At 45.4% G+C, this 21,600-nt stretch carries 7 protein-coding genes; all 7 read left to right on the top strand.

The features are described 5' to 3' along the window. Positions 1–1,723 (top strand): amino acid adenylation domain-containing protein (locus AB4Z08_RS35615; RefSeq protein ID WP_441578543.1); only part of this gene is annotated, 1,723 nt, incomplete at its 5' end. 16 nt (positions 1,724–1,739) lie between these two features. Then, positions 1,740–5,105: an amino acid adenylation domain-containing protein gene (locus tag AB4Z08_RS35620; protein WP_441578544.1), complete on the top strand. Its 3,366-nt coding sequence runs from the start codon at positions 1,740–1,742 to the stop codon at positions 5,103–5,105. 11 nt (positions 5,106–5,116) lie between these two features. After that, positions 5,117–6,403: an aminotransferase-like domain-containing protein gene (locus AB4Z08_RS35625; RefSeq protein WP_441578545.1), complete on the top strand. Its 1,287-nt coding sequence runs from the start codon at positions 5,117–5,119 to the stop codon at positions 6,401–6,403. A 17-nt stretch (positions 6,404–6,420) separates the two neighbouring features. Next, positions 6,421–7,539 carry a hypothetical protein gene (locus tag AB4Z08_RS35630; RefSeq protein ID WP_441578546.1) on the top strand — a complete coding sequence of 373 codons (1,119 nt, stop codon included), beginning with the start codon at positions 6,421–6,423 and terminating at the stop codon, positions 7,537–7,539. Between the two features lie 22 nt (positions 7,540–7,561). Next, on the top strand, positions 7,562–10,909 hold the full coding sequence (locus AB4Z08_RS35635) for an amino acid adenylation domain-containing protein (protein WP_441578547.1): 3,348 nt from the start codon (positions 7,562–7,564) through the stop codon (positions 10,907–10,909). 11 nt (positions 10,910–10,920) lie between these two features. Further along, positions 10,921–12,534, top strand: coding sequence for an MBL fold metallo-hydrolase (locus tag AB4Z08_RS35640; protein ID WP_441578548.1), 1,614 nt, complete (start codon positions 10,921–10,923; stop codon positions 12,532–12,534). An 11-nt stretch (positions 12,535–12,545) separates the two neighbouring features. Further along, the coding region (locus AB4Z08_RS35645; protein ID WP_441578549.1) for an amino acid adenylation domain-containing protein at positions 12,546–21,600 on the top strand (9,055 nt) is incomplete at its 3' end.

The raw sequence follows: 21,600 nt of genomic DNA on the forward strand, positions 1-21,600 counted from the left end.
GGCACTGGTGTTTGAAGGAACGGCGCTTACCTATAAAGCATTGAATGAAAGAGCCAATCAACTGGGGGATTACCTGCGGCAGCAATATCATATACAAGCCGGCGACCTGGCAGGCATACAACTGGGTCGTAGCGAACAGATGGTGATCGCCATCCTGGGGATCTTAAAATCGGGCGGCGCCTATGTACCTGTTGATCCGGAATATCCAGCCGACCGTATCGATTATATGATAGCAGACAGCCAGTGTAAAGTAGTCATCGATGAAGAAGAGCTGCTGACCTTCAGTAAAAACGCTGACGGATATACGAAGCAGAACCTGGCAATTGTCAGCAGGCCCGATGATCCGGCTTATGTGATTTATACTTCAGGTACCACCGGGCGTCCAAAGGGTACGCTTATCACCCACAGCAATGTGGTGCGCTTATTTAAAAACGATCAGCCCCTATTTGATTTTAATGCGTCCGATGTATGGACCCTGTTCCATTCCTATTGTTTCGATTTCTCCGTATGGGAAATGTATGGCGCTTTATTATTCGGAGGTAAACTGATCGTTGTTCCTTCCCTCACTGCCCGGGACCCGCAGGCCTTCATCACTTTGCTGAACAGGGAAGGTGTAACCGTGCTGAATCAAACCCCTTCTTCTTTTTATAATATTCTGAAACAAGCGCCGGTCACAACAGATATATCGCTGCGGCTACGCTACGTGATATTCGGAGGGGAAGCATTAAGTCCGGGTAAATTAAAAGGCTGGAAAGCGCGGTATCCGGATACTAAGCTGATAAACATGTATGGTATTACAGAAACAACGGTACATGTTACTTATAAAGAAATTACGGAAGAAGAGATCTCAAAAAATATCAGCAATATCGGCATACCTATTCCCACGCTCAGCTGTTATGTGCTGGATGAACACCGGCAACTGTTGCCGCCCGGAGTACCGGGAGAACTCTATGTAGGTGGCGCCGGTGTTGCCAAAGGATACCTGAACAGGGATGACCTGAACAAAGAGCGCTTTATCGAAAATCCCTTTAAGGCAGGCGAAAGGTTATATCGTTCCGGGGACGCCGTAAAGATCTCAGCAGATTGGGAGCTGGAATACCTGGGACGGATAGATGCACAGGTTAAGATCCGTGGCTATCGTATAGAAATGGGAGAGATAGAGAGTATTCTGCAGGAGCATCCTGCCGTTACTGCGGCCGTAGTCATTGCCATATCCGTTTCGGACGGGGAAAAAGAGCTGGTGGCCTACATTACAGGCAGGGAGGCTTTGAACACATCCGATATGAGGGCCTGGTTAGGCCAGCGCCTGCCGGATTATATGGTGCCCGGTTATTTTGTGCAATTAGATGACCTGCCTTTAACGGCTAACGGAAAAGTAGATAGGAAGCGCTTACCTGATCCGGAAGGATTGGGCATGGAAACAGGTATCGCCTACATAGCACCGCGTAATGAGATAGAAGAAACGCTGGTATTGATCTGGCAGGAAATATTAGGCAGGGAAAGGATAGGCATAAAAGATAATTTCTTTGAAATCGGTGGTCATAGCCTGAAAGCAACAAGGCTGATCATGCAGGTGAAGAAAATATTTAGCGTCACCATAGATCTGAAAAGTGTTTTCCTGGAACCTACCATTGAAATGCTGGCAGACAAAATAAAAAATGATATGTGGCTGCAAGCCGCTATGGTAGCGGATGACGATAGCTATGAAGAAATTAAGATATAACTTAATCCAACACACTATGAGAGCGTTGTTATCTGTATTGAGGGAGAACAACATCAACTTAAAGTTAGAGGCGGGAGAATTATCTGTCCGGTATCCTAAAGGAAAAGTTGACCCTGCGCTGTTAGCGGAAATTAAATCCAGGAAAGCAGACCTGATCAGTTATCTGACATCACTGAATAAGTATGATTACTTCAATATTCCGCTGATTAAAGAGCAGGCTGGTTATACATTATCTTCCTCCCAACGCCGGTTATGGGTATTGAGTCGGTTTGGTGGYGGAAATGCGGCCTATAATATACCTGGCGCACATGTATTTGAAGGCATGTTGAATCCTGCTGACCTGGAATCTGCGTTTAAAGAATTGCTGGACCGTCATGAAATACTGCGTACCGTATTCATGGAAGATGAGCAGGGAGAAGTACGTCAATTCATCCGCTCTACCGGGGAAACCGGGTTCAGGATCACCTGTCATGATCTGCGAAACGAAAGCCAGGCGGTGCAGGAAGACCTGGTAAGCGCCTCTTTTATTGAACCTTTTGACCTCGCCACCGGTCCCCTGTTGAGAGCCGGTTTATACCAGGTAGCAGATAATAAATGGATTTTCAGTTACGTGATGCATCACATTATCAGCGATGGCTGGTCTATGAATGTGTTGATGAATGAATTGTTGCAGTGCTACAATGCCATCATCAAAGGGAAGGTGGCTGCATTAAAACCATTGCGCATTCAGTATAAGGATTATGCCGCCTGGCAACAGGCGCAGCTAAGTGGAGAACGCCTACAGGACCACAGCAGCTATTGGCGCAAACAATTCGGGGAGATATTACCGGTATTGGACCTGCCGGCGGATAAGCCCCGTCCTGCGATTAAAACCTATAACGGCGGCATTGTACATACGACCATCCATGCAGAGGTGAATAAAGCGATAAAAGCGCTTTGCCAGGAGCAGCAGGCTACCCTGTTTATGGGTTTACTGGCTGCTGTAAATATATTGTTGTACCGGTATACACAGCAGGACGATATTGTGATTGGTAGCCCAACAGCCGGCAGAGAGCATCCTGAACTGGAAGACCAGATCGGCTTTTATGTGAATACATTACCCCTTCGTTCCCGGTTTAAAGGAGACAATAGCTACAGGGAATTACTCGGGCAGGTAAAACAGGTAACCCTGGATGCTTATGAGCATCAGGTATATCCCTTTGATGAGCTGGTAGATGCGCTGCAAATCCCTCATGACATTAGCAGGCATCCTTTATTTGATGTAGTGATGGTGCTACAGAACGCCGCCATTCCCTCTACCGGTGATCAACAAACGCTGGGTGCATTGAAGGTGAGTAACTACACCGGCACCACAACGATAATGAGCAAGTTTGACCTGGTGTTTGATTTTACAGAAACAGCGGACTCGTTGTATTTGAACCTCATCTATAACAGTGACGTTTATACGAAAAATACAGCAGAACAGTTAACACGCCACCTGGAGCAATTACTGGCAGCAGTTTGCGCCCGTCCGGATCAGCCTATTCACACAATAGACTATTTAAGCCCGGAAGAACGGCATCAGTTGTTAAATGCCCTTCATACCACAGATGTATCCTATCCAACAGCAATAACGCTGGTAGATCTGTTGCAGGAACAGGTAAAACACAGCCCTCACCATGTAGCTGTTGTTTTTGAAAAAAGATCGTTAACCTATAAAGAGCTACATGAACGGTCGGCGCAGTTAGGACACTACCTGAGAGAGCGTTATAAAATAAAGCCGAATGACCTGGTAGGAATAATTTTAGAGCGCAGTGACTGGCTGGTGATAACCATTCTGGCAGTACTGAAGGCCGGCGGCGCTTATGTGCCCATTGATCCGGAATATCCGCAGGAACGTATTGATTATATGATTGCGGACAGTCAGTGCAAAGTAGTGATCGATAAGCAGGAATTATGGAGTTTCCGGTTGCAGGAGGAACAATATCCCAAAGAGGAACCGGTAGCCGTCAACAAACCCGGTGACCTGGCTTATGTTATCTATACCTCCGGTACTACAGGGCATCCCAAGGGCACCCTCATCACACACCGTAATGTAGTACGTCTGTTTAAAACGGATAAACCTTTATTTGATTTTGGCGCAGCGGACGTATGGACGCTGTTTCATTCCTGCTGTTTTGATTTTTCTGTATGGGAAATGTATGGCGCCCTGCTGTTTGGTGGTAAATTAGTCGTGGTCCCCCTATTAACGGCAAAAGATCCGCAGGCCTTCCTCGAAGTGTTGCGCCAGGAAAAAGTAACCGTGTTAAATCAAACTCCTTCTGCCTTCTATAACATAATAAAGCAGGAGCTGCTAAAAGCGCAAACGGACCTTCAGCTGCGCTATGTTATATTCGGCGGAGAAGCGTTGAGTCCCGCAAAATTAAAGGAATGGAAAGAGAGATATCCACACACCAGGCTGATAAATATGTATGGTATTACAGAAACAACCGTGCATGTTACGTACAAGGAAATCACCAATAAAGAGATAACAGTAAACATCAGCAATATAGGCAAGCCTGTTCCCACGCTTAGCTGTTATGTGCTGGACCGGCAACAGCAGCTGCTGCCGCGCGGAGTGCCCGGGGAACTATATGTGGGAGGCGCCGGTGTGGCTAAAGGATACCTGAACCGCGATGAACTTACCAGCCAGCGCTTCATGGCCAGCCCATTTAAAAGAGATGAACGATGGTACCGCTCCGGAGACCTGGTGAAGATCCTGGATAACTGGGAACTGGAATACCTGGGAAGGATAGATGAACAGGTAAAGATCCGTGGTTACCGGATTGAGTTAGGGGAGATTGAAAACGCTATACAGGCGCATGATGCGGTCACCGCTACGGTGGTAGTGGCAAAAAATAATACAGAAGGAGAGAAAGAGCTGGTGGCATACATAGTAAGCAAAACTGACTTCAACGCCGCCCTGTTACGGGCGCATTTAAGTAAATGCTTACCCGACTATATGGTGCCCGGTTATTTTGTGCAGCTGGAAGCATTGCCTTTAACGGCTAATGGAAAGGTAGACAGAAAGCGCCTGCCGGACCCGGAAGGTATTGGAATGGAAACAGGTGTTGTATATGTAGCACCGCGCAATGAGCTGGAAGAAAAGCTGGTATTGATCTGGCAGGAAATATTAGGCAGGGAAAAGATAGGCGTAAAAGACAACTTTTTTGAAATAGGCGGCCATAGCCTGAAAGCTACCCGGCTGGCCAGCCAGATCCGCAAAACGTTTGATGTGAACCTGAACCTGCTGACATTGTTGGGTAACCCTACTATTGAAGGCATTGCCGGGGAAATTGAAAAAACCTACTGGGCCAGCAATGAGCTTTTTGGTGTGGACAATACAGAAAGAATTTCAATATAAATATCTGGAAGATGGTGAACCCACTGTTAAAGAATATCGGAGAAGATGTAATGGGATTCTTAAATGAGATACAGCTAAAATACCCCACGGCGATCTCTCTGGCGTCTGGCCGCCCTGATGAACACTATTTTGGCTTGCAGGATTTCCCCGTCTACTTTAATACCTATGTGGATGCTGTAGCAGCCGCTGAAAAGAAGGATCGGCAAACCGTGATGAACAACCTGGGACAATATAACCGTGCTAAAGGTATTATCAACGAACAGGTGGCCGCGTACCTGGAAAAAGATGAAGGTATAAAGGCCAATCCCGAAGATCTGCTGATCACCGTAGGTACACAGGAGGCGCTGGCCATTGCCGTGATGACCTTGTGCGATAAAGAAAAAGATGTCATCATCGTGGAAGATCCTACTTACGTGGGCATCACCCACTTTTCAATAATAACAGGATACCCGGTAACACCTGTTCAGGTAAATGAACGGGGACTTTGCCTGAATACGCTGGAACAAAAAATACTACAGCACCGGCAGCAAGGCAAAAATGTGAAGATTGTTTATGTCATTTCAGATTATCAGAACCCCACAGGGAATATAATGCCCGTTGAAAACAGGTTACGTTTACTGGAACTGGCCGGTAAATACGATTTCTTCATCCTGGAAGATAATGCGTATGGAGAATTTTCATACGATGGTACGAACGTATTATCGCTGAAGGCGCTGGATACAGGTAAACGGGTGATCTACCTGCGCTCCTTCTCAAAAACCCTGTACCCATCGCTAAGACTGGCGGCGCTGGTGGCTGGTCAACAGGTAGTGGAAGAAGGGAAGGTAACGTCGTTAAGTGATCTGATGGCCAAAACAAAAGGTTATATCACTGTAAATACGCCTTCTATTAACCAGGCCGTGTTTGGTGGCATTCTGATAAAAAATAACTACTCTCTTAAACAGGTGAACCGGGAAAAAATTGCCAACCTGAAAGAAAAGCGGGATCAGCTGATCTCTTCCCTGAACAGGTTTTTAGACGCAGGGAAATTTCCCTGGGCAAAAGATATCAGCTGGAATATTCCCGGTGGTGGGTTTTTTATCACCATTAAAGTGCCTTTTAAAGTAACAAAAGCAGAAGTGATTACCTGTGCAGAACAATATCACCTGGTATTTACTCCCATGTCTTTCTTCTACCTCGGCGAAGGAGGCGATTATGAAATCAGGCTGGCATTCAGTCATGTCTCCGTGGCTCAGATCAGCACAGGGATTGAACGCCTGGCCATGTACCTGGAAAATAGCATCCGTATAAATAATTAATCAAAAAAATAATAGATATGGAAACTCCAAACGGTATTATATCATCTGATTTCCTGACAATGGAATACGATTACATCGAGTATTATGTAGGAATGGCCAAAATGGTTGTTTACTGGCATGTGAAAGCGTTGGGATTTAAAGTGGTGGCCTATAGCGGTCCGGAAACAGGAGTGCCCGACAGGTGCTCTTACTATATAGTCAAGAATGATATTAAGCTGGTGATCACTTCTGCCTCGCAGCCCAGTTCTTATAAGATCGTTTCTTTCGTGGACCTCCACGGAAACGGCATCAAAAAGTTAGCCGTGAAGGTGAGTAATGTGAAGGAATTCTTCCAGCGGGCATTAAAAAACGGTGCTATTCCTTTACAGCATCCGGAAACCATCAGTGATGATAGCGGATCTGTAGATATAGCTTCCCTGAAAATGTTTGATGACAACGAAGTGGTGCTGATCAACTATGACCATTACAGTGGCGATTTTATGCCGGGATATAAAAATATTGAGCAGGACTGGGATGTATTTGATGAAGATACCGCACTCGAAAAAATAGACCACGTAGCCTGCGCTTTGCGCTTAAATGAGATCAATCTTTGGGAGAATTATTTCAATAGTATTTTCCATTCAAAAACAGTGACGCAATTTGATGAAAGGCAGAATGGTGGGGGAAAGAAAATAGGTATGCTCCTGAAAGTGCTGCAGTCGGAGAATAAGCAGATGAACAACGTACTGGTAGAGCCGGATCACGAAGTCAGGTCCCAGGTATCGCTGTTCATTGATCAGAATTATGGTGCCGGCATACAACATATTGCCTTCAGCTCCGGTAATATTTTTAAGTCAGTAGAAGCGCTCCGTTCAAACGGTGTACGATTTACCAAATACCCGGATTCCTATTATAAAAAATTATCCATAAAGTATCCTGATCTGGATATCACCCTTCTGAGAAAACATGGCGTGTTATGCGATGTGCTGGATGGTGCATTGCTCTTCCAGATTTTTACCACTCCTATTGGCGACCGTGCTACTTTCTTTTATGAAATAGTACAAAGAGTGAATAATTACCAGGGTTTTGGCCTGGATAACATCCATGCGTTGTTTGAGGCCATGGAAACAGAACTGATGGCAAATACTATTTCATAAGTTAAACCCATAATCTTTCCTTATGTTATCGGATTTATATGTAAAACTGAAGCAGCTGAAAATAGATGTTCAGTTGGTGAATGGAAACCTGGATGTACTGGCGCCTAAAGGTGTTTTAACGGAAGCGTTGCTGAGTGAGATCAGGTCTCATAAAGAGGAACTGATTGATTTTATCAGTACCTATAAAACTAAAAAAAACGGCTATAACGCTATCCGGGAAATAACCCCGCAGGAAAACTACCCGCTGTCATCGTCTCAGCGCAGGCTATGGGTATTAAGCCAGTTCCGCGAAGCCAGCAGCGCCTATAATATACCCGGTGTTTACGTGTTTGAGGGAATGCTGAACATTGAAGCACTGGAATATGCCTTTGCTGTTTTGCTGGAACGCCATGAAAATCTGCGCACCCTCTTTAAGGAAGATGAACAGGGCCAAATCAAACAATTTATCCGGAAGCCGGAAGAAACCGGTTTTCATATTGTTCGCCAGGATCTGCAGCAGGAAGACGAGGCGCAAACAAAAAATATAGTGAATGCCTGGCTGAACGCATCGTTCGATTTAGGAACCGGTCCACTCTTACGTGCTGCACTGTTTCAGACGCGACCGCATAAATGGCTGTTCGCCTATGTGATGCATCATATTATCAGCGATGGCTGGTCAATGGAGATCCTGATAAAGGAACTGTTACAGTTATACAATGGGTACCTCAAAGGAGCGGCCAGTGCTTTGCCGCCTTTACGTATCCAGTATAAAGATTATGTGGCATGGCAGCAGGAGCAGCTAACCGGTGGGCAAATGGAGGTCCATAAAGCATATTGGCTGCAGCAGTTTGAGGAAGAAGCGCCTGTGCTGGCATTGGCAGCAGACAAGCCCCGACCAGCCATAAAAACCTATAATGGCGCAATAGTCAACTGTCGCCTCAACCCCGGAACCGCTAAAGGATTCAGTGCTCTTTGCAAGGAACAGGGAGCTACTTTGTTCATGGGCTTACTGTCGGCGGTCAATGTTTTATTACATCGGTATACAAATCAGGAAGATATTGTGATTGGCAGCCCTGTTGCAGGCAGGGAGCATGCGGACCTGGAAGATCAGATAGGATTTTATATCAATACCGTTGCACTGAGAAACCGTTTCAAGGCAGGAGATAGCTTTAAAACAATACTGGCAAACGTAAAGGTGAATACCTCTGATGCCCATGAACACCAGCTGTTCCCATTTGATGAACTGGTAGAGATACTACAGCCGCAGCGGGATCTGAGCCGTAACGTATTGTTCGATGTATGGCTGGTGTTGCATAATGAAGCCACTGCGGGCACAAATGATCCACAGGAACTGGGCGGTCTGAAAGTAAGCGGCTACGAGGCAGAAAGCGGAGTAAGTAAATTTGACCTGGCCTTTAATTTCTCAGAAGGCGGAGAAACAATACAGTTGAAACTGGAGTATAACAGTGATATATATACGCAACAAAATATTGAACGCCTGACGAACCACTTATTCCTGTTAATGGATGCAGTGGTCGCACAGCCAGATAAGGCGATTAGCAAAATAGAATATTTAACGGCTGCGGAAAGACAGCAATTGTTATATGAATTCAACAACACGGAGACAGAATACCCGAAAGAGCTCACGCTCGCAGCGCTCTTTGAAACACAGGCGGAAAAGACACCCGACCAGGCAGCTGTAGTATTTGAAGACACCGCATGGAGTTACCAGGAGCTGAGTGAAAAGTCCAGTCAGTTGGGTAAATATTTAAGGAAGAAGTACCGGGTAAAAGAAAATGACCTCGTTGGCCTGAAACTGGAACGGAGTCAATGGATGATCGTTGCCATATTAGGCGTATTGAAAAGTGGTGGCGCCTATGTACCTATAGATCCATCTTACCCGGAAGACCGGATTGATTTTATGCTGGAGGACAGCGAATGCAAAGTAGTAATAGATATACATGAGCTGGAAAGTTTTATACAGGAAGCGAAATTATACAGTAAGGAGTGGGAGGGACCAGTAAGTAAACCCGCCAGTCTTGCTTACGTGATCTACACCTCAGGTTCCACCGGGCAGCCCAAGGGAGTGATGATTGAACAGCGTGCTATTGTAAACACGATCCTGGCACAACAGGCGGCTTTTGATGTAAAAGGCTCCGAGAGAGGATTGCAGTTTGCTTCTTTCTCATTTGATGCATCTGTATCGGAAATATTTAACATTATTACCTCCGGCGGCACATTATATGTGATTGGGGAGGAAGCCAGGAAAGATCCCCTGTTGTTTGAACAATATATTACGGCACACGGAATTGATTTTGCCACCATTCCTCCGGCTTTCCTACAGCTATTATCAATCGAGAAACTGCAAACAATAAAGAAGCTCATTACGGCAGGAGAGGCGGCGATAACTGCGCATGCCACTGCTTTTTCCCGGCAGGGTACGTATTATAACGCCTACGGCCCTACGGAGTCGGCTATATGTGCCACGATATTCCGCATAGAGAAGAACAGCATCATTACATCACCCGTTATTCCTGTTGGTATACCTATATCCAATACGCAGTTATACCTGCTGGACCCGTACCTGAACCTGGTTCCTCCCGGAGCGGTAGGGGAAATATATATAGGCGGGGCAGGATTGGCCAGGGGCTACCTGAATCAGGGTGCATTAACAGCAGCGCAGTTTCTCCCCAATCCATTCAGGAAAGGAGAGCGGATCTATAAAACCGGTGACCTTGGTAAGTGGAGGGAAGATGGGAATATGATGTACATCGGCCGGAATGATGACCAGGTGAAAATCCGCGGCTACCGGGTAGAGCTGGGAGAAGTGGAAAGCGCATTAAATGCTTATCCGGATATTGATGCTGCCGTTGTGACCGCACAACCCGGCAGTAGTGGGGAAACGGAATTGCGGGCATATATAGTAGGTAAAGAAGAACTGACCACCACCCGATTACAGGAATATCTGGCCAACATACTACCGGCTTACATGATGCCGGATCATTATATACAGCTGGCGGCATTTCCTTTAACCGTTAATGGAAAAATAGATAAGAAAAAACTACAGCATCCGGAAGGGTTGGAAATACAAACAGGGGTGGAATATGTCGCTCCCCGGAACGAAATAGAAGAAAAGCTGGTGTTGCTGTGGGAGGAAGTATTGGATCGGAAGGATATAGGAGTAAACGATAATTTCTTTAAGATCGGAGGACATAGTTTAAAAGGTACGCTCTTAATAACCCGTATCCGGAAAATATTTGATGTTAATCTCAGTCTTTCCGTTTTATTCAACCATCCAACCATTGAAGGGCTTTATCATGAAATAGAAAAAACCTATTGGGTCAATAATGAAGCGGCAGATGTGGAAGATGAAGAAAATATTTCCATTTAAAATATAAAAACATGGATACACAAAAAGTTTATTTAAGGAATAATGTAAAGGTAGAGCCGTTGATCAATAACTGGTATGCCTGGCATCATATCATACCCCCGGTATTAACAGGTTTGAATGTAGTGGGCAGGTACATTCCCATTATGGAATCATATATCAATGATCCGGAAACGCATGCCAAAGCCGTAAAGGACCCTGCTTTTAAAGGAGGACCTTTCATAGACCTGGATAGCAATTGTGCGGAAGAAGTAAGTGCTTTGCTGGAAAGAACAAAAGAGTTGTCACGGCCACTGTTTGATTTTGTAGCAGCTATCCGTGCCCTTGATAAACTGCTTAGAAAAAAAGCTACCGGTTTTGCGATGCAATCCCTGTATAATGAAATCCCTGCGGAGTTGAAGGGATATGTTGAACTGTATTATGACCGGCATCACAGGCCGGATTTCCGCTTTTACGAGTCGTTAATTTATAACAGCCCTTATTACATTGAGTCGTTTCAAAGTGTAGCACTATCCCTGATAGATAAAGATGCAGACAGACCCTTTATTTTTTCTACACCCAGGTTATCCAATCCGGATACACTGGAGTTGCAGTTGCCATTCCGTTCTGCTGCATTGGATGAATTATTTAAAATGAAGCAGGTACCAAAGGCATTTGATGATATCAAAGCGCAACTGGGCATTACACCGGAACAGGAGCCGTTGTTTAGAAGTTTGTTTACCACCGTCAAACCGGATACTTATGAGAAGTATAATGGAGACAGTATCCGTATCAGGTATTTCGGCCATGCCTGCATTTTAATTGAAACAAAGGAGCATAGCATTCTGCTGGATCCGGTGCTCAGCTACACCTATGAATCTGATATCTCCCGCTATACCTATGATGATCTTCCTGATGAAATTGACTATGTGCTGATTACACACGGACATCACGATCATATTCTGATGGAAACGATGTTACAGATAAGGCATAAAACTAAAAATATTATTGTAGGTAAAAATATTGATGGCGCCGTACAAGATCCCTCCCTGAAACTGATGTTGAGGAACCTCGGGTTTAAGAATATCATTGAACTGACAGACCTGGAACAGGTAGTTTCTGATTCCGGTATCGTCATCACCGGGGTACCTTTTATCGGCGAACATCATGATCTGCATATCAACAGCAAACTTGGATATCATATCCGGCTGGGAGAATACACCCTGCTGGCGGTGGCAGACGCCTGCAATCAATCTCCTGAATTGTACAGGCATCTGCACGATTTTACAGGAGACATTGACGTGCTGTTCATGGGAATGGAGTGCGACGGATCGCCTGCATCATGGGTGTACGGACCTGTATTTACTGAAAAACAGGAAAGAGAAAAGGACTTCTCCCGCAGGGGCAGAGGCAGCAATTTTAATGAAGGTATAGACATGGTGCACCGTTTTAATTTTAAAGAAGTATATGTGTATGCCATGGGAGAAGAGCCATGGGTACAGCATATCCTGGATGTACATTATACGGAACATTCCAATCCTATCATCCAGTCCAATATGTTGATAGAGAAATGTAAGGAGGAAGGCCGGATAGCCGCACGTTTGTTTGCCGAAAAAGAATTGTTCAGCAGTAAAGCTTTGTATGCTTAAAATATAGTTATATGATATCAGAGTTGTATACAAGATTAAGGAAGCTAAATGTAAAGGTGAAGCTGGTTGATGGTAACCTCGATATAAAAGCGCCGAAAGGAGTGCTGACTAATGAGCTGTTAACCGATATTAAGTATCATAAGAATGATCTCATAGCGCTCATTCATGCATATAAAGATAAAAAAGAAGACTATAGCGGCATTCATAATGCCTCACTCCTTGAAAGCTATCCCTTATCTTCTTCCCAGTACCGGTTATGGATCTTAAGCCGGTTTGAGGATAGTAATATTGCTTACAACACGCCAGGGGTATATGTATTTGAGGGAAACCTGGATACTGCATCACTGGAACACTCCTTACATGCCCTGATAAACCGCCATGAAAGCCTGCGTACGGTATTCCGGGAAAATGAGCGGGAAGAGGTACGGCAGTTTATTCTGCCACTTTCAGCGCTGGGATTTGGCATAACATACCATGATCTGCGTGGCGAAGAGGAACCGGCAAAACAGTTGAAGCAATTAATGGAGGCGGCCATCATCGCCCCTTTTGACCTGTCATCGGGCCCATTGTTCCGTGCTGCTTTGTACCAGCTGGAAGATCAGCAATGGGTATTAGGCTATGTGATTCATCATATAGTAATGGACGCCTGGTCACTCGAAGTGTTTATCAATGAATTATTACAACTCTATAATGCGCATACAAAAGGTGAACCTGCTCCGTTAGCGCCATTGCATATTCAATACAAAGATTATGCAGTGTGGGAGCGGGAGCAACTGAGCGGAGAAAGACTGACGCGGCATAAGAATTATTGGTTGAAGCAATTTGAAGGGCCATTGCCGGTACTGGCTTTGCCGGGAGATAATATACGCCCGGCCATAAAAACTTATAATGGCGCCGTCACAGGTAAACGCATATCCCCGCAGTTAAGTAAAGGAATAAAAAGACTGGTGGAAGAAGCGGATGCCACCCTGTTTATGGGCCTGCTGACACTGGTAAATACCCTGCTGTATAAATATACCGGGCAGGAAGATATAATCATCGGTACCCCGATGGCAGGACGCGAACATGCTGATCTGGCGGAACAGATCGGGTATTACGGAAATACACTGGCATTAAGATTAACAGGTAGTGGTGAAAACAATTTCAGAGAAGCACTGATACAGGTGAAAAAGGTAGTACTGGGGGCGTCTGAACACCAGGTATATCCTTTTGAGCGGTTGGTGGAAGAATTGCGACTGCAACGGGATCTGAGCAGGAACCCCCTGTTTGATGTACAGGTAGTGCTGGACCATCAGAAAATTATTAGTACAGGGCAACCACAACAGATGGGGGAATTAAAAATCAGCCCCTATGACCAGGAAGTAACGCAGGCCTGCAGGTTTGATATGATATTTGGATTCACGGAAGTAGGAGAAGAGATACAATTGAACATACAGTACAATAGTGATATTTATATTCCCGGTACCGTAGAGCGGATAGGCCGCCATCTGGAGCAATTACTGGAGGCTATTATAACAAATCCCGGTATGCCGGTCGATCGGTTGGAGTTATTGGGAAAAGAAGAAAAGGAGCAGCTCTTAACGGTATTTAATGACACGACTACCGGTTTCCCGGAAAATAAAACCGCGCTGGACCTGTTTGAAGAGCAGGTAAGGATGCATCCCAATAATATAGCGGTGCTATTTGAAGGGTTGACGCTTACCTATGGAGAGTTGGATGAACGCGCCAGCCGCTTAGGCGCTTACTTACGTCAGCACTATAAGATCAGACCCGATGAACTGGTCGGTATTATGATGGACAGATCTGAAAAGATGATCGTGTCTGTATTGGGTGTATGGAAATCAGGTGGCGCATATGTTCCGATAGATCCTGAATATCCCCTGAGCAGGAAAGAGTATATTATACAGGATACCGGTATAAAGGTATTGTTAACGCAGACGGATTATATTTTTGATTTATCCTATTATACAGGAGCTGTATTTGCAGTAGACGTGCAACTGGATACAATAGAAAATGTGGAGAATATTCCTCCGGCAGAGAGCCGTCCCCACGATCTGGCGTATGTAATCTATACATCAGGATCCACAGGACAACCCAAAGGAGTCATGATCGAACATAGGTCGCTGGTAGATCTGTCGGTCTGGCAAAAACAATATTTTAACCTCGATGAAACAAAGAAGATTTCCCAGATGGGACCTTTTAGTTTTGATGCTTCTGTTGGAGAATGCATAATGGCATTAACCAATGGCTGCTCCCTGGTAATGATCAACAAGGAAAACTTCCTGGACCTTATTGCTATCATTAATAAGTATGAAATTGATGTAGTAGTAACAGTGCCGTCCATGCTCCGGCAGTTAGACCCAACAGCCATTACGGGCATGCCAAAAATTGTATCGGTAGGCGAGAAGTGTACAGTGGAATTATACGAAAGATGGAAAAATAACTGCCACTTTATTAATGGCTACGGTCCTACAGAATATACCGTTTACTCGCATGTATGGCATAGCAGGCAGGAAATGGCTGTCATTCCTATCGGCAACTCCAGGCCCAATCTGAAAACATATATAGCCGATGCCAACATGAACCCGTCTGCAATAGGAATAGAAGGAGACATCTATTTAAGCGGCCCTGGAACTGCACGCGGCTATTTTAATGACCGGGGAAAAACCTTTGCCGCTTTTCTTCCCAACCATTTTTATTTGAATACCCGCTATATAGAAAAGGGAGAAGTAATTAATACGGATGTTTTCCGCAAAGGGAAAATGACCAAAGAAATAAATGAGCTGTTCGAAAAAGTAAATGACAGAATAGACACCGCTGTTGCAATAGAAGATATTATCCCTGAAATAGAGCAACACTTCACGGGAGAGCTAAAAGAACGGGTGATAAGGATATTACAGGAGAATGACCCGGATACCGAATTTAAAAAGACATTCCTGAGATACTATTATGAAGGAATGTTTGATACCTATAAAACCGAAAGTATATCCTGGAAAGTATTTTTGAAACTGGCCGGCAGGGAAATACCAGCATCCGCCAAAGGGGTGGATTTTGGCTGTGGTAGCGGAGAGTTGCTACAAAACATCCGTGACAACGGTGTGGAGAACGTAACGGGCATTGACATCAATCCCTACTTTATCGAAAACCTCATCAATAAAAACATTAACAGCATCATTTCCCGGATAGATACACCAACGGATGTTTTTTTAAGGGATACGAAACTGGAAATTGGTTCCATGGATTTTGTGATAAGCACCTTAACCCTGGACCGGGTGCAGTATCCTGCTAACCTGTTGCAGAATATGACAGCAGTATTAAAGGAAGGCGGCAGATTTATCCTGGGCACCCTATTGCCCATAGTGGAGCATGAAGATGGTAGTAATCAAAGCGCTTTCAGCTACACAAGGTTTGAGAATAAATTAACACCAGGCATAACAGCAAAGGAAGATCAGTATTACTTACTGGAAGCTTTGGTTCGGAATGGTATTGATAATATTGAGTTGTTTAAGGTAAAAACCCGTGTTAGAAGTAAGAATGGCATACAGGATTATGAATTGTTTGTATTCTGTGGGAATAAAACAAATGCCGCCCTGCTCTCCTGTGATTATATACGGATGTACAAAACGGGGGATCTGGGTAAATGGCTGCCGGATGGTAATATAATATTCACTGGTCGCAAGGATGACCAGGTAAAGATACATGGTCATCGCATAGAGCTGGGAGAAATAGAGAAAGCCCTGCAGGAGCATGAAAAAATAGCGGCAGCCGTAGTAGTTGCCAGGCCCAATACCAATGGTGATAAGGAGTTAATAGCCTATTTCGAGGGCGACGCAGGTTTGTCCGCGCCGGATTTGCGGGCATATTTAAGTACCACATTGCCGGCCTATATGATTCCCGGCTATTTTGTTCATTTATCGCAATTGCCTTTAACAACCAGCGGTAAAGTAGATAAGAAAAGTTTGCCTGCTCCGGAGGCGTCCGGTCTTACAACAGGAGCAACCTATGTAGCACCGGGAAATGAAACGGAACAGAAAATGGTGTTGATATGGCAGGAGATATTGGGTAAAGAACGTATAGGCATAAACGATAGTTTCTTTGAACTGGGCGGTGATTCTATCAGGATATTGAAAATGATCAGTGAAATACGGAAGCAGCTACACCTGGAAATACCGGTTGGCGATATCTATAAACATCATACCATTGAAAAATTGCTGGCGCATGTGCCAGATAATAAGGGCGTGCTGGAACAGCAGAACAAAGAGCGGGAAGCCACCGGCACATTGGTGATAGCGGAAATAGAAACGCTGAAAAAGCGCATTTTAGCGTCAGATCATCTCCCGGATAAAATGAACATAGCAGATATTTACCCGATGAGCGATATTGAGAAGGGGATGGTGTTCGAATCTTTGATGGACACGGGATTGGGCATCTATCATGATCAGATGGTACGGAGAAAGATATTGGCAGGCTTTGAGATCGGCAGGCTTCGTACGGCGCTGGAATTATTAGTGGAAAAGCATACCATTTTAAGAACAGGATTTAATATAAGTGATGAGGAGGCTCCGGTGCAGATAGTATACCATAAGGTAAATGTTTCCGTGCACTATGAAGACCTTACCGGTACGCCGCTGCAGGAACAGGAAAGCAGGATACAGGAATTTATGAAAGCAGAACTGGCCCATCCCTTTGACGTAACAGCGGCCCCCCTGTGGAGAATGGCGGCCTTCAACCTGGGCAGCGATGATATCATATTTGTTTTCCAGTGTCATCATGCTATCATAGATGGATGGAGTGACGCCCTGTTTATAACAGAGCTGAATAATTTATACCTGCAATTGGCAGATGATCCCTTCTATAAACCTGGTAAGTTAAAGTCAGACTATAAAGATTTCATCATTCAGCATGAGATAGATAAAAGAGATGATTCGATAAAAGCTTTCTGGGAAAAGGAACTCTCTGATTACAAACGACTGGATCTGTTCACCGGAGAAGTGGAGGTCAGCAATTATGCGGCATATCTCGACAACACGCATGTGAAGAAACTGGAACAGCTGGCGTTTGATTTAAAATCTACCGTAAAAGCCATCTCCTTCACCGCATACCTGCTTATGCTGAGGGTATTGAATGACGATAATGAAATAGTGGCCGGTTTGGTTACAAATACCCGGCTGACCGGCGAAGACGGGGAAAAGGTGCTGGGATGTTTTTTAAATGCCGTGCCGTTTAAAATGCTGATAGATGAAAATGTAACAGGTGATGAGCTCATCACCAGGGTACAGGATAAACAGATTGCATTGAAGTATTATGAAAGGATAAGTGTGTTGCAACTATCTGATATACATCAACAGCGAAATGCGGGGAACCATTTTTTTGATACTTTTTTTAATTATGTCGATTTCCATGCATATGGATCTCTTATGAGCGCGCCCTCAGACCAGGCTGCATCTGCCCGGCCGGTGCTTAACCTGACAGGGCACGGGCTTACAAATACCTACCTGGACTTTACCGTAAACAGTACCGGCGGAGCATACCAGATGAGCCTGCATTTGACCAGGAAGCTGAGATCGGGATTTACGGCCGAAAAACTCGGAGAACTGTTCTTTGCTATCCTGAAAGGCATTATTACCACTCCCCGGCAGGCGATTCACCAGCTTGAGTATATCAGTGCAGCAGAGAAAGAGCAGCTGTTGATGACCTTCAATAACACGGCTACAGACTATCCGCGTGATAGCACAATTGTGAGCCTGTTTGAGGCCCAGGTGAAAAAGACGCCGGATAATATAGCCCTGGTATTTGAAAATCAGGAATTGACCTATGCACAACTGAATGAAAAGGCCAACCAACTGGGGGATTATTTAAGAAAGGAGTACCATATCCGGCCCGACGACCTGGTAGGTATAAAGTTAGACCGCAATGAAGAGATGGTCATCGCCTTGCTGGGTGTGCTGAAATCTGGTGGCGCCTGCGTACCCATAGCGCCCGGTTACCCGCAGGAGCGTATTGATTATATAGCTACAGATAGTAACTGTAAGGTGATGATAGATGAAGCGGAACTAAGAAAGTTCAGCAAAATGGAGCAGTCCTGTTCCGGTAAGAACCCGGCGCCCGTTAATGGCCCGCATGACCTGGTCTGCGTGATTTATACGTCAGGATCAACCGGGAAGCCGAAAGGATGCATGCTGGAAAATAAAGGTATCATCAATCACCTCTTTAGTAAAATTGAGCTGCTGCAACTAAATGAAGCAAGCGTGATCTGTCATAATTCACAACTGCACTTTGTAGGTGGTATATGGCAACTGTGGGCACCCCTTATTGTTGGGGGAAAATGTGTGTTGTGCAATGAGGAAGAACTGAAGAACATCAGTAAGCTGCTGCATAAAGCCGCTGTTGTGGGCGCCCGCATGCTGGAAGTAATTCCGTCCCAGCTGAATGAACACCTGTTCTATGAAGAGAGAATTGATTTGACTGGCATACAAACGCTGATCCTGACCGGGGAAAAGTTGAATACTTATTTTGTAGACAAATGCTACGCCGGCAATGAGCATCTGGAAATTGTGAATACCTACGGACAGACAGAATGTTCAGATGTTACTACCTGCTATAAGATACCGAGGATATCCGGCAGCAGCCATGTGCTGATTGGCAGCCCCGTGCAGAATACGCAGATTTACATCCTTACTCCGGCCGGATCACTATGTCCTATAGGCGTCATTGGCGAAATATGTACTGGCGGAGACGGTGTATCAAGAGGATATATAAATAAACCGGAACTGACAGCAGAGAAGTTTGTAGCTCACCCGTTCAAAGCGGGAGAGCGGTTATATAAAACAGGTGATTTAGGCAAATGGTTGCCTGATGGCAATATCGTCATCTTAGGGCGTAAGGATGCACAGGTAAAAATACGGGGGTACCGGGTAGAACTGGGTGAGATAGAAAATGCCCTGCTAAATGAAGACGTTATTACATCTGCAATAGTTATAGCCAGGCCCAACGCCGGTGGTGAAAAGGAACTGATAGCCTATATAGTGGCAAAAGCGACCCTGAATACAGTTGCATTACGCGCCTATTTAAGTAAACAGTTGCCTGACTACATGATACCGGGCTATTTCGTACAGTTAGATGAGTTGCCGTTAACTATCAATGGAAAAGTGGACAGGCAACGTTTACCGGAGCCGGTAGATATGGGAATGGAAACCGGCGTAGCCTATGTTGCGCCGCGTAATGAAGCGGAGGAGAAGCTGCTGCGGATCTGGCAGGAGATACTGGGCAGGGAACAGATAAGCGTAAAAGATAATTTTTTTGAGATAGGTGGACATAGTTTAAAAGCCACCCGCTTATCCAGCCAGATTCACAAGGTGTTTGATGTAAAAGTATCCTTAAGCGAATTATTCTCTCTCGTAGTGCTGGAGGACCAGGCTGCATTGATAGCGCAATCTGCCAGACAATCCTTTACCACTATACCACTGGCGCCTGTACAATCCGGTTATGTATTATCCTCTTCGCAACGCAGACTATGGGTGTTGAGCCAGTTTGAAGGAGGGAACGTGGCCTACAATATGCCCGGTGTGTACGTGTTTGAAGGCGATTTGAACAGGGAAGCATTCGAGCAGGCTTTTAATGCCTTATTGGAGCGGCATGAAATATTACGCACCGTATTGAAAGAAGATGAGCATGGAGAAATCCGACAATTTGTCCGGTCGCTGGCAGATACCGGCTTTCAGATAGCATACCGCGATTTACGTAATGAGGCAGCACCGGAACAGGTGTTGTCAGAACAGGTACAGCAGCATTACCTGCAACCGTTTGACCTGGCTACTGGTCCTTTGACCCGTGCCGCCTTGCTGCAGCTCACAGATGATAAATGGGTATTCAGTTATGTAATGCATCATATTATCAGCGATGGCTGGTCGATAGGCGTTTTGGTCAATGATTTGTTGTCGCTGTATAATGCCGTTGTCAATGGAGTAGCGGCCACATTGCCGCCATTGCGTGTGCAGTATAAAGATTATGCGGTCTGGCAGAAGGCACAGTTAAGCAGTCCGGCAATACAAGTGCATAAGAACTATTGGCTGCAGCAGTTTGAAGATAGCCTGCCTGTACTTGAACTGCCGGCAGAGAAGCCCCGTCCGTCCATAAAAACCTATGCCGGAGGCGCCACCCACAAGGTCATTAATGCCACTATCAGCAAAGGTATAAAAACACTTTGCCAGGAACAGGGCAGTACTTTGTTTATGGGGTTGCTGGCAGCGGTGAATGCGTTGCTGCATCGCTATACCGGTCAGGAAGATATCGTAATCGGTATTCCTATCGCCGGCAGGGAACATGTGGACCTGGAATACCAGATCGGTTTTTATTCCAATATGCTGCCGATAAGAAGCCGCCCCCGTGGATCGGAAAGTTACCGGAGCCTGCTATCAGCCACCAGGGAACAAACCCTGGACGCCTACGTGCATCAGGCATATCCTTTTGATGAACTGGTGGATGCTTTGGATATTCCTCACGACATGAGCCGTCACCCTTTATTTGATGTAACAGTGGTATTACAGAATACCTCGCTCAATAAACCGGGGGATCAGCAAAGCCTGGGATCACTAAAAGTAAATGGCTATGACGGAGAATCGGCCTGGACCAGCAAATTTGACCTGACCTTTGATTTTGCGGAGATAGGCGACATTGTGCTGCTTACTTTGGTATATAACAGCGACATCTATACGAAAGATATGGCAGAGCGCCTGGTACACCACCTGGAACAACTGCTGACAGCAGTCATCGCCCAACCCGATGCGCCTGTGAATACAATAGATTATTTAAGCGCCGTAGAGCGGCATGCACTATTAACCTCCTTTGATGCCACTGCGGTTACTTATCCCACCACACAAACAATTGTGCACCTGTTTGAAGCACAGGCAGCCCAAACGCCGGATAATACGGCACTGGTGTTTGAAGGAACGGCGCTTACCTATAAAGCATTGAATGAAAGAGCCAATCAACTGGGGGATTACCTGCGGCAGCAATATCATATACAAGCCGGCGACCTGGCAGGCATACAACTGGGTCGTAGCGAAC

Origin of the sequence: Chitinophaga sp. RAB17 (assembly GCF_052114225.1) — a bacterium.
In the GTDB taxonomy this organism is placed as follows: Bacteria; Bacteroidota; Bacteroidia; order Chitinophagales; family Chitinophagaceae; genus Chitinophaga.